Genomic DNA, 12322 nt, shown 5'->3' with positions numbered 1-12322 from the left:
TCTCCTATAAAGCTTGTAGTTCTAAGATTATATCTCTTAATTCTGCTGCTTTTTCATAATTTTGTTCTTTTGCTGCCAAAAGCATTTCTTTTCTAAGATCAGCAATAATTTTTTCTTCGGCTTTTTCTTTACTATTTTTTCCTTTAAGCTCTTTAATTTTGTTTCTTATATTTACAGAAGAACCAATATCACTTATTTTTTTTACAATTGTTTGAGGCACAATATTATTGGCCTTGTTAAAAGCGATTTGTTTATCTCTTCTTCTTTTTGTCTCTTGCATAGCCTCTTCCATGGCTTGTGAGATTTTATCTGCAAAAAATATAACTCTACCTTCTGAGTTACGTGCAGCTCTACCAACTGTTTGTATCAAACTTCTTGTGTTTCTCAAAAATCCTTGTTTGTCTGCGTCTAAAATACACACAAGACTAACTTCAGGTATGTCTAATCCTTCTCTTAGTAAGTTGACACCAACAATAACATCGTAAACTCCTTTTCGAAGATCTAAAAGCACTTGATTTCTTTCTAAAGTTTTAAGTTCAGAGTGAAGATATGCCACTTTAATATTTCTATCTTGTAAAAATGAGGTGATGTCTTCGGACTGTTTTATTGTAAGAGAAGTTATGAACACTTTTTGCTTCTTAGCAGATACTTTATGTATTTCTGTAATTATATTTTCCATTTGATTTGTGGTTGGTCAAACTTCGATGACAGGGTCTACTAGTCCTGTTGGTCTAATAATTTGTTCAGTAACTACCCCATTTGTTAATTCTAACTCATAATCACCAGGAGTAGCTGAAGTGTAAATTACGCTTTGGAGTTTTCCAGTGAACTCTTCAAAGTTCAAGGGCCTATTATCCAATGCACTTGGTAATCTAAAACCGTGATTTACTAATGTTTCTTTTCTACTTCTATCTGTATTAAACATCCCTTTTATTTGAGGAATCATCATATGCGACTCATCTATAATAGTTAAGAAATCTTCTCCAAAATAATCTACCAAACTATACGGAGGTGTTCCTGGTGCTCTAAAGTCAATATGCGCAGAATAGTTTTCAATACCACTACACATTCCAAATTCACTAAGCAATTCTAAATCGTATCTTGTTCTTTTATCTAGGCGATCTGCTTCTAAAACTTTTCCTTGATCAAGCAACTCCTTTACACGACCTTCAAGTTCTTTTTCAATGTTTTTAATGACAAGTTTCATCTTATCAAAATCTGTTACATATGACGAAGCCGGAAATACTGTGAACATTCTCAAACTTTCTTTAACAGTATTGTTTAAAACATCAAGAATATCTATTGCTTCAATTTCATTTCCAAACATTGATATTCTAATATTATAATCATCTGTCCAACTTGGAGCAATTTTAATTACATCACCTTTGGCGCTAAAACAACCCATATCTAAGTGGGTCTCATTTCTTACATAACCAGTCTGAACTAAAAATGTTAATAACTGTTTTTTAGAAATAGATTGACCAACTGCTAACTCAAAAAAAACCTCACCATACTCTTTTGGATCTTGTGTGGCATAAATTGCAGCGACAGATGCAACAACAATTGTGTCTGTTCTAAGCATTAAAGCATTCATAGTGCTTAATCGCATCATCTCTAAATCATTATTTCTTTTAGCATCCTTATCTATATATAAATCTCTTGCAGGTATGTAAGCCTCTGGTTGATAAAAGTCAAAGTTTGATACAAAATATTCCACTCTATTATTTGGAAATAACTCTTTGAACTCTATATATAACTGCATAGCTAATGTTTTATTGTGAGCTAATACTAATGTGGGTTTATTCATTTCTTTGATGATATTTGCCATTGTAAATGTTTTACCCGTTCCAGTTGCACCTAACAAAACTTGATGTTTTTTTCCTTCCTTCAAACCATTTATTAAAGCTTCTATTGCTTTTGGTTGGTCTCCACCCGGTTTGAAGTTTGTTACCAAGTCAAATTCTTTAAATGTTTTTGCCATAAATTAGACTCCTTTATAAACCTATTTTAGATTTATTTTAAAGATATTACCATTTTTTAATAAAAAAAATAAAACCAATTTTGGATTTATCCAATTTTGGTTTTAGTTTGTACTTTTTCTGTATCTTCTATGTCGTCTTCTGAAATAGAACCATCCTTATTTGTTTTGAATACCTTTTTAACTTTTCCGTCCTCATCAGTAACAACAAACTCACCTGATTTTGATTGTTCTTTTAGAAGTTTTTCAAGCTGTAGTGATATAGCCATAACAATTTGTGATTCCATTAAAAGAGTAGTTCGTTCTTGCTCGTCTAAACCTTCAGATAACCTTTCAAAAGCTTCTTTAACATCATTCGGAGTAAATTTTTTCCCAGATAATCCAAATTTAGAAACAATTTTGTCTAATTCTTGCTGCGACAATTCTTTAGTGATTTTTTGTTGATCTTCGAACATAGAATCCAATTTATCCATAAGACCTTTTAAAATTTCATACTGAATACTCAACTTGCGAAGTGTCTGTTCGTCATCTTTAAACTCGTCATTTAACTCAGCGAACCTTTTATTAACACTATCACGAGAGAAGTTTTCTTTTGTAATACCAATTTCAGCCAGAATATCATCAATATCTGTCTCGGTAATGTTGATAACTTTCTTTTCACTTTCGTTTGGATCGAATTCAACTGACACATCTTCTTTTTGTTTGAAGAAAGAAGTATTTAGGTTTGTGATAGTTTCTTCTGCAATATCTATCTTCATCTTGTTAAATAACTTAGCAGATTCTTCAACATATTGGTGAAGTGGGTTGTTTTGAGCATATTGTTGCAAGTAAATACCACTTCTTAGTTTTTGAGCTAGGTTGATGTGTCTTGTTCAATATTTGTCAAAAGCTTGCAAAATAGTGCGACGTTCTAGTTCGGTAATTACATTCTCTGGTACATCTTTAGTTTTGAATATGTAAAACTCCATCATTTTTTTCTGAACTAACTTCGCCATTTCGTTTTTTTCAAGTCCATCGAAATCAGATTCTATTAAACTATCTTCCATAACAAAGACATTATTTAATTGATTAATAAGAGTTTTGATTCTAACTGTTTTTTCTCCACGAACGAGTTCTGAACTGCGATCTACCAACTCATATGCAATTGTGTATTGAAACTTTTCAAGAACAACTTTCAGATCTGGTTGTAAAAGAATGTCATCTCTTTGAGCATAAATGGCTTCTCTTTGTTGACTCAAAATATTATCATAATCAAGAACATTTTTTCTTTGATCAAAGTTTAATCCCTCAAGTTTTTTTTGAGCGTTAGTGATTGCTCTTGTAAACATCTTAGATTCTATGTGATCATCACCTAGTTTTAAAAACATTTGTCTAACTTTTGGTGCTGTAAAACGAACCATAAGATCGTCTTCCATCGATATATAAAACTTTGAGTCCCCAGGGTCACCTTGACGACCTGCACGTCCTCTTAACTGATTATCAATACGGCGAGCTTCATTTCTTTCTATTCCAATAACATATAAACCACCCAATTGTCTGGTTTCCTCTGTTAATTTAATATCAGTACCACGACCCGCCATGTTAGTGGCTAAGGTTATTGCTTTAAACTGTCCAGCTTTTTCAACTATTTCTGCTTCACGATGGTGATTTTTGGCATTAATCATCTCAAACTTTAGTCCAGCTTTATCAAGATAATGGGCAACTTGTTCTGATGACTCAACGCTTGTAGTACCTATAAGTATTGGCCTTCCTTTTTCATTTATTTCTTTGATATCTACTATCAATTTTTTAAATTTGGCGTGTTTTGTACCAAAAGTAAGATCTGGTTCATCCTTACGGATGATTGGTTTATTAGTTGGACAGACAATAACCCTTGTATTATAAATTTTTATAAACTCTTCTTCTTCGGTTTTAGCAGTACCTGTCATACCCGCTAGCTTACTATAAAGTCTGTAAAAGTTTTGATAAGTTATTGTTGCTAAAGTAGATGTTTCTTCCTCTATTTCAACATTTTCCTTAGCTTGTAATGCTTGTTGTAAACCATCACTATACGCTCTACCTGGCATAGTTCTTCCTGTAAACTGGTCAATTAAAATTATTTCATTATCTTGGACTGTATATTCAATTTCAGCTTTAAAAGTGAAGTTGGCTTTCAAAGCATTCATGATTAAGTGAAAAACCTCAGTATTTTTAAAATCAAAAAGGTTGTCTATACTAAAAAACTTTTGCGCTTTCTTAATTCCTTCATCAGTCAAATAAACTTGTTTAGATTCCAAATCAATTTCGACATCAGCGGGTTCTTTAAGTGTTTTGGCTAGGGCGTCTGCAGCCTTGTACATATTTACCCTATTTTGGCTTCCACCAGATATTATCAATGGCGTTCTAGCTTCGTCAATTAAGATAGAATCTGCCTCATCGATAATTGCATAATTAAGTTTTCGTTGGGTTTTTTGAGAGTATGAATATACCATATTATCCCTTAGATAGTCAAAACCTAATTCTGAGTTAGTAGTATATGTGATGTCTTGACTATAGGCATCTCTTTTCATATCCTTTGTAAGGTCTCTTCCGTTCAAACCAACAGTTAATCCTAAGAAATTGTAAACTTGTCCATTAATTTCACTATCTCTTTTTGAAAGGTACTCGTTAACTGTAACAACATGTACTCCTTCACCTGTAAGAGCATTTAAATATGCTGGAAACAATCCTGTTAAAGTCTTACCTTCACCGGTTCTCATCTCTGCGATGTCACCTTCGTGTAATATGATACCTCCAATAAGTTGAACTTTGTATGCCCTTAATCCAAGAACTCTGTATGCAGCTTCTCTGACAGTTGCATAGGCCTCTACTAATAAATCATTAAGAGTTTCGTTGTTTTGCAATCTTTCTCTAAATTCTAAAGTTTTTTCCTTAAGTTGCTCATCAGAAAGTTTTTCAAATTTTTCTTGTAAAGAAATTATTTGATCGGCTATTTTACCGTGTTTCTTTATTATAACCTTGTCTCTAGCCATAGGTATCTCCTTTTTTTGTTAGATAATATTAAACCAATAACAAAGTAATTATAACTTTTTTTTAAAATAGTTACTATTTTAATTCAACCTTTTTCTTGCAAAATAACTTACAAAGGCAATCAAAAAACAAAAAAGTCTAAATATTTATTTTTAAATAATCCAACTTAAACCTTTATTTTTTTCATATATGTGAGAAAATAAATTTGGTAACGATGGTGATTTATTTGAAGGTACCTGATGTTGATAAAGTTCTTATCTTTGAAGAAACAATCAAAAAATCTAAATTTATTACCTATATAGGTAGAGTTGAAAACAAATCTGATTTAGAAGAATTTATAAATAAGTATCGAAGAATAGATGCACGACACAATTGTTGAGCTTATAAATATGGCTATGAAAATCCAAAATATGGTTACAATAATGACGGCGAACCCATAGGAACAGCCGGCGAACCTTTATTAAGACTGATTGAAGTTAACAAGCTGACGAACATAATAATCTTTTGTGTTAGATATTATGGTGGAATCAAGTTAGGAACTGGCGGGCTTCAAAGAGCTTATAGTAATGGTGCAATCCAGTTACTAAAGGAGATGAGTTTTAGTATTTTAGAACTCAAATTCAGTCTAAAAATAAGTTTTAATATTAGTCACTTAAAAAAAATAACAACGTATCTACATAAATTATCTATCAAAGAGACAACAAAAGAGTTTTGAGAAGATACTGTTGTATTGGATTTTTTTATAAACGATTTAGAACTTCTAAATCCCATCAGTAACGAAATAGAAATAATATCAAAAAAATATGATTATTATTAGGAGAATGAAAAATGGAAGAAAAGAAAAAGGTCGTAATAGTTGATGGTTATCATTTATTACATAAAGGATATTACGGTTCTTTAAAAAGGAAAAAGGTTGCTGTAAATCGTGAGGGAGTGCTAATTAATGCACTTTACGTGTTTGTAGCAAAAATATATGAAATGATTAATAGCAACAATTATCACACAGTTATTGTTACCTTTGATGTTGGAAAAGAATGTTGAAGAAGAGATATTTATCCTGCTTATAAAGCTACAAGAAAAGAAACGCCAAGTGATTTAATACCACAAATGCAATTAGTAAGAGATTTTTTGACATCCGCTAACATCCCCTGATATGAAAAATGTCAGTACGAGGGAGATGACATCATGGGCACAATAACCAGGATTGCTGTCAAACTTGGTTATAAGGTTGATATTATTTCAAATGACAAAGATACTTACCAACTAATATCAAAAGATGTAAATGTAATCTCACAACAGTCTAAAAAAACAGAAAAAGAAACCATAACAGAAAAAGAAGTTTTTGAAAAGTTTGGATGTAAACCATCACAAATACCAGATATGAAGAGTTTGTTGGGTGACCACTCAGATAATATAAAAGGTGTTAAAGGGATGCATTACAACACGGCAATCAAACTCATAGAAAAATATGGAAGTGTCGAAAACATTTACAAAAATTTAAGTGATTTTCCGCCTGAACATAGAACTAGGTTAGAAAATTGTCGCGAACAAGTTATTATGAACAAAAAAATAGCAGGTATTTTAAAAAATGTAGATCTTGGGAGAATCAACTTTAAACCATTACAAGTAAACTATGTAAGGTTTATGGGTTTTCTTAAAAGAGAAAAAATGTGAGCTTTTACAAAGATTATTGAAGACAAGGTTCAAGACCAATTAAGAAAAAGGGAAGATGCACTTCTCTTAAAGAAAACAGAATTAAAAAAATAAAAATACTCGTTTTGGAAATAAACGAGTATTTTTATTATTCGTATGTGTTTTCAGAGATTCTTTTCCCATTTTCGTCAACTTCATAAAGACGTTGTGTTAGAATTTTTACTTGTTCCTTAGACACTTGTAAAATTCCTCTATGTACATGAATATATTTTTTTATATTTTCGTGTTCATATTTCAAAACACCAATAATGAGTGTTGAAACTATCGGAATATGTCTTGAGTATATAGTCATATCACCGGCGCTAGTTTGAACACCAACATAGTTAACTTCAATATCATTTAAGAAAATTCCGTCGGGTGTGATTACTTTAAGCTTCATTATTTATTTTCTTTTTTGAATCTTTCATTTACTTCATCAATAGAACCCGCATACATAAATAATGTTTCTGGAACGTCGTCCATCTCTCCATTTAAGATTGCTTTGAATGATCTGATTGTTTCTGATATTGGGACATACTTACCACTTCTTCCGGTGAATTTTTCTCCCACAGTAAATGGTTGTGACATGAAGTTTCTTATTTTTCTAGCCCTGTTAACTATAATTCTATCTTCCTCAGATAGTTCATCCATACCTAAAATAGCTATTATTGATTGTAACTCTTTGTATTTTTGAAGAGTCTCTTGAATGCTCAAGGCTACAGAATAGTGATCTTCACCAACAATGCTTGGATCTAACATTCTTGAACTCGAGTCAAGTGGATCAATGGCTGGATAAATACCTAGAGCTGCTATTGATCTATCCAAAACAACCCTTGCGTCAAGGTGAGCGAAGGTGGTTGCTGGGGCTGGGTCTGTTAAGTCGTCGGCTGGTACGTAAACTGCTTGAACGGAAGTAATAGAACCTTTTTGAGTAGATGTAATTCTTTCTTGCAAAGCTCCCATTTCAGTTGCTAATGTTGGTTGGTAACCAACAGCAGATGGCATTCTACCTAATAACGCCGATACTTCGGACCCTGCTTGTGTGAATCTAAAGATGTTGTCAATGAATAGTAGTACATCTTGATTTCTTTCATCCCTAAAATATTCAGCGATTGTCAAGCCAGTAAGAGCAACTCTCATTCTAGCACCTGGGGGTTCGTTCATTTGACCAAAAACTAAACTAGTCTTATCAATAACCCCTGCTTCTATCATTTCATAATAAAGGTCGTTACCCTCTCTTGTTCTCTCACCTACTCCAGCAAATACTGAGATTCCACCGTGAGCTTTTGCAACGTTATTGATTAATTCTTGAACAAGAACTGTCTTACCAACTCCTGCACCACCAAATAAACCAATTTTTCCACCTTTTGAGAAAGGCATCATTAAGTCTACAACTTTTATTCCAGTTTCTAAGATTTCAGCTGATGTAGTCAATTCATCATATGTTGGTGCCGCTCTATGAATGGGCATTCTTTTTGATTGAACAGGAGGTTTATCATCAATAGGGTCACCTAACACATTAAACATTCTTCCAAGAACCTCGTCTCCTACAGGTACAGAAATTGGTGCTCCTGTATTGGTAACTTCCACTCCTCTTACAAGACCTTCTGTTGGTCCCATGGCAATAGTTCTTACAAGATCATCTCCAATATGTTGGACAACTTCCAAAACAAGCTTTCCACCGTTGTTTTGTAATTCAATTGTATTATACAAGCTTGGCATTTCATTTTCTTTGAACTTAACATCGACTACCGGACCCATAACTTGAATAATTTTACCTTTAGTAATTTTCATTTTTTATACCTCCTATATTAATTATCATTTTGAGCATTAGCTCCACCAACAATTTCACTAATTTCTTGTGTTATGTTTTCTTGTCGTTTTCTATTATATAAAACTGTTAGCTCTTGTGATAATTCCTTTCCATTTTTTGTAGCTGACTCCATAGCCATTCTTCTACTTGCTTGCTCGGAAAGCTGAGATTCAAGTATTGTTCCAAAGATTATTGTGTTCAAATAAAGTGAAATAGACGTAGCCAAGACTGTTTCTGGGTCTGGTTCAAGTGTAATAATCTCTCCCGTATTTGATTGTTCTTTTTTTTCAATCGGAAACATATTTATAATGCTTGGTTCGAATGTGGCATTATTGATGAATTTTGTATAAACAATATTAACTGCATCATATTTTTTTAAAGTATATGCTTCCAGGATATCAGATGCAATTTCTCTTGCTTGTTCGTTAGTAAAGTCAACATCAATATTCGTAACTTTGCTCTTGATATTGAAATTATATTGATTACAAAAACTGATTGCTTTTGTCCCAATAGCAATTATGCTATCTTCTTGTTTAATTTCATTTTGAACAAGTTTAAAAATATTTGCATTGTAACCGCCACACAATCCCAAGTTAGAAGATATCAAAACTCATAATGTATTATTAATTTGTTGGTTAGGTTTTTTCAAATAAATCGAATCTTCTGAGTTGGAAATAATATAATTGAAAACGTCGTACACCTCTTCAAGGTAATTATGGATTTCACCAACTCTACGAGTGATTTTTTTTAATTTGGCTGTTGCAACTAATTCCATTGCCCCTGTTATTTTACCGATATCTTTAACTGATCCAATTTGTGTTTTTAACTCACTAAGGTTTGGCATCTATAGTTTACTCCATTCCTTTTGGTCACCAAAGTCTGATGCTTTTCATCCTTTAATTCCGGTAATTATTTTTTTAAGAACAATAACAATTTGTGCTTCAATTTTTTTTGTTAGTTCTTCACTGAACTCTTGTTCTGCTTCTAATAATTTTCTTAAGGCTTGTGCTGTTTTATCATTATTGAAATGGAGCAACAGCGCTTCTTTGAAAATTGACATTTCACTTACAGGAAGTCATTTGATTAATCTTTTTTTAATAGCTAAAAGTATTATAGATTGATCAATTTGTGACAACGGATTATACTGTCTCTGTTTTAATAACTCCACAATTTTATTTCCATGGTTTAATGTAGCCTTAGTTGTCTCATCCAAATCACTACCAAATTTTGCAAACGCTTGTAATTCATAATATTGTGCTAGTTCTAATTTTAATGTACCAGCCATTTGTTTAACAGCTTTAATTTGTGCAGAAGAACCTACCCTTGAAACAGATAAACCTGTGTCAACAGCTGGTCTAATACCAGAGTTGAATAACTGATCTGAAAGGAATATTTGTCCGTCTGTAATTGATATTACATTAGTAGGAATGTAAGCTGATATATCTCCAGCTTGAGTTTCAATAATTGGTAGAGCGGTTATGCTACCACCACCAAACTTTTCATTAACCCTTGCTGCTCTTTCTAAAAGTCTAGAGTGTAAGTAAAATACATCTCCTGGATAAGCTTCACGACCTGGTGGTCTACGAAGTAGAAGTGCAAGCGTTCTATATGCAACGGCATGTTTAGAAAGATCATCATAAATAATTAAGACATCATCTCCTTGAGACATTCATTCCTCTGCAATAGAAACACCAGAATAAGGTGCAAGATATTGCATTGGAGCAGATTCACTAGCAGAAGCTGATATAACTGTTGTAAATTCCATTGCTCCAGCTTGCTTTAACTTTTCGACAACCTGTGCTACTGTTGATTCTTTTTGACCTATTGCAACATAAACACATTTAACATTTTTACCTTTTTGGTTTATTATAGTGTCAATTGCTATGGCAGTTTTACCAGTTTGTCTGTCACCAATTATAAGCTCACGTTGACCTTTTCCAATTGGAATAATTGAGTCTACCGAAAGCAACCCTGTTTCAAGTGGTTGATCGACAGATTTCCTTGACATAACTCCTGAAGCTATTTTTTCTACTGGAGAGAACTTGTTTTCTTTGAAAGGTCCGTTACCATCTATAGGCTGACCAATACCATTTAAAACTCTTCCAAGTAACTCATCTCCGACAGGTGTTTCTACTACTCTCTTTGTTCTTTTGACCTTGTCACCTTGTTTTATTTGTGAATCATCACCAATAATAACAGCACCAACAGCACCATCTTCAAGACTTAAAGCCATACCATAAATATCGTTGTCAAAGATTAAAAGTTCACCCATCATAACTTCATCAAGTCCGAATAATAAGGCTACACCGTCACCGATACTGGCTACGACACCTTCTTCACTTTTAACTATTTCTTTTCCGTAATTTTGAATTTGTTTTTTAATAACCTCGGAAATTTCGTTGATTTTTAGTGGCATATTTTCACCCCTATTTTCTATTTTGTAATATTTGAAGTTTCATATCTTCTATTTTTCCTTTTATAGAAGAATCAAACCTATGATCGTTGATTTCAACTTTTATTCCAGCAATAAGTGACTTGTCAATCAGATTTTCAAGTGTAATTGTTTGGTTAAGTTTCTTACTAAGTTTCAATTCTAGTTCTTTAATAAGTTTTTCATCTAACTTCTCAACAGAGTAAACATAACCTTTTGATATCTCAGTTGCTTTTAATAAGTTGAATTCCACTTTTTTGAAAATACTTTTAGTTGCTGAGATTAAATTTCGTTCTGTTAAGAGTTTTAAAACATTTAACAAGTTTTTATCTAAATTAGTATTCAAAAAAACTTTATCAAGAAAGTTATATCTTGTATTTAAATCTATGAAATTATTTTTTAGAAAAATTGGTAATTCCTCATTTTCCATGAATAATTTTCTTATTTTATTTGATAATTCAATATATTCTTTAATGTTATTATTTTCTATAGCTATTGAAGAGATTGCACTTGCCCAATTATTTATTAGACTTTGTTTTATTATCATCTTAACTACCTAAGCCATTCAAAAACTCGTCGATGAGTTTTTTATTTACATCATTAGATACATTTACATCCATAATTTTATTTGCGGCTTCAAATGCTAGATCAATAATTTGCTTACGTATTTCTTCGTTGGCTTCATTTTTCTCAAACTCAATTGTTTTTTTCGCATGATTTTGGATATTTGCCGCCTCTTTACGTGCATTCTCAATAATTTCCATTTTTAGTATATCTGCTTCGCCTTTAGCTTTAATAACAATTTCTTTTGACTCTACTTTTGCAATATTTATAAGCTTCTCTGCATCTTTTTTATCTTTATTTGCAATAGCTTGTTTTCCAGAGGCATCGTCAAGAAGTTCATTTATTTTTTTTCTTCTTTCAGCAATCATTTTTTTGAAAGGTTTGTAAACAAGTCTGGATAAAAAGATAACTATTACAATTGTTGCAAGAACGTGAGCAATAAACATTGGTAGATTTGGAAATAAATTATTAACAATATCTGGTACACCAGGAGCTGATTCGCTCTTTGTCAACAAAGTATCTGTATGATAAAAATTAATTAACTGCATAAATTAACAACAAGGCAACAACTAAGGCATAAATTGAGCCAGATTCACTAATACCAGCGACAATAATCATTGTTGTAGTTATTTTTGGTGCAACCTCAGGATTTCTTCCAATCGCCATACATGCACCATAACCAAGTATACCTTGCCCTAAACTAGCACCAAAAACCCCGACACCAGCGATCCCAGCACCAAGATATTTTAATCCTTTTTCGATATTACCTTCAGCAAACATTGGTAATAATGTAATTCAATTTCCCCCAAAGTTTAGGAAAAAATTTGTAAGTACT

The 12322-nt window shown here is 32.3% G+C and carries 11 protein-coding genes; 2 read left to right on the top strand and 9 right to left on the bottom strand.

Annotation, left to right across the window (positions count from 1 at the left end):
* Positions 1 to 4: 4 nt before the first annotated feature.
* Positions 5 to 1981 carry an excinuclease ABC subunit UvrB gene (gene uvrB / locus SAPIS_RS00280; protein WP_023788840.1) on the bottom strand — a complete coding sequence of 659 codons (1977 nt, stop codon included), beginning with the start codon at positions 1979 to 1981 and terminating at the stop codon, positions 5 to 7.
* Positions 1982 to 2067: 86 nt separating this feature from the next.
* The gene (gene secA, locus SAPIS_RS00275; protein ID WP_023788839.1) at positions 2068 to 4989 is read right to left on the bottom strand and encodes a preprotein translocase subunit SecA; all 2922 of its coding nucleotides are present in this window, start codon (positions 4987 to 4989) and stop codon (positions 2068 to 2070) included.
* 224 nt (positions 4990 to 5213) lie between these two features.
* Between secA and SAPIS_RS00270 the strand changes: the two genes are divergently transcribed.
* Positions 5214 to 5804 (top strand): IMPACT family protein, encoded by a 591-nt coding sequence (locus tag SAPIS_RS00270; RefSeq protein ID WP_051372137.1) that lies wholly within the window; start codon positions 5214 to 5216, stop codon positions 5802 to 5804.
* A gap of 11 nt (positions 5805 to 5815) precedes the next feature.
* Positions 5816 to 6754, top strand: a complete 939-nt coding sequence (locus SAPIS_RS00265; RefSeq protein WP_023788837.1) for a 5'-3' exonuclease — start codon at positions 5816 to 5818, stop codon at positions 6752 to 6754.
* A gap of 34 nt (positions 6755 to 6788) precedes the next feature.
* On the opposite strand, the gene SAPIS_RS00260 is transcribed toward SAPIS_RS00265, so the two are convergent.
* Genes SAPIS_RS00260 through atpE form a run of 7 tightly spaced genes read right to left on the bottom strand, consistent with a single transcriptional unit; the run spans position 6789 to position 12267 of the window.
* Positions 6789 to 7079, bottom strand: a complete 291-nt coding sequence (locus SAPIS_RS00260) for a FoF1 ATP synthase subunit delta/epsilon (RefSeq protein WP_023788836.1) — start codon at positions 7077 to 7079, stop codon at positions 6789 to 6791.
* Positions 7079 to 8473: a F0F1 ATP synthase subunit beta gene (gene atpD, locus SAPIS_RS00255; RefSeq protein WP_023788835.1), complete on the bottom strand. Its 1395-nt coding sequence runs from the start codon at positions 8471 to 8473 to the stop codon at positions 7079 to 7081. The genes SAPIS_RS00260 and atpD overlap by 1 nt, the downstream gene beginning before the upstream one ends.
* Positions 8474 to 8490: 17 nt before the next feature.
* Complete coding sequence (gene atpG, locus SAPIS_RS00250; RefSeq protein ID WP_023788834.1) at positions 8491 to 9336, bottom strand: ATP synthase F1 subunit gamma; 846 nt, start codon at positions 9334 to 9336, stop codon at positions 8491 to 8493.
* Positions 9337 to 10908: a F0F1 ATP synthase subunit alpha gene (gene atpA, locus SAPIS_RS00245; protein ID WP_023788833.1), complete on the bottom strand. Its 1572-nt coding sequence runs from the start codon at positions 10906 to 10908 to the stop codon at positions 9337 to 9339. It abuts the gene before it with no gap.
* A 10-nt stretch (positions 10909 to 10918) separates the two neighbouring features.
* A complete protein-coding gene (locus SAPIS_RS00240; protein ID WP_023788832.1) occupies positions 10919 to 11470 on the bottom strand; it encodes a F0F1 ATP synthase subunit delta in 552 nt (183 codons plus the stop codon).
* Between the two features lies 1 nt (position 11471).
* The gene (gene atpF / locus SAPIS_RS00235; RefSeq protein WP_023788831.1) at positions 11472 to 12035 is read right to left on the bottom strand and encodes a F0F1 ATP synthase subunit B; all 564 of its coding nucleotides are present in this window, start codon (positions 12033 to 12035) and stop codon (positions 11472 to 11474) included.
* The gene (atpE, locus tag SAPIS_RS00230; RefSeq protein ID WP_407636226.1) at positions 12022 to 12267 is read right to left on the bottom strand and encodes an ATP synthase F0 subunit C; all 246 of its coding nucleotides are present in this window, start codon (positions 12265 to 12267) and stop codon (positions 12022 to 12024) included. Before atpE ends, atpF begins: the two co-directional genes overlap by 14 nt.
* Positions 12268 to 12322 lie beyond the last annotated feature (55 nt).

The organism is Spiroplasma apis B31 (assembly GCF_000500935.1).
Taxonomy (GTDB): domain Bacteria; phylum Bacillota_I; class Bacilli_A; order Mycoplasmatales; family Mycoplasmataceae; genus Spiroplasma_A; species Spiroplasma_A apis.
Note: the sequence above shows the minus strand (reverse complement) of the source record. Positions and strands in the feature narration are given on the sequence as shown.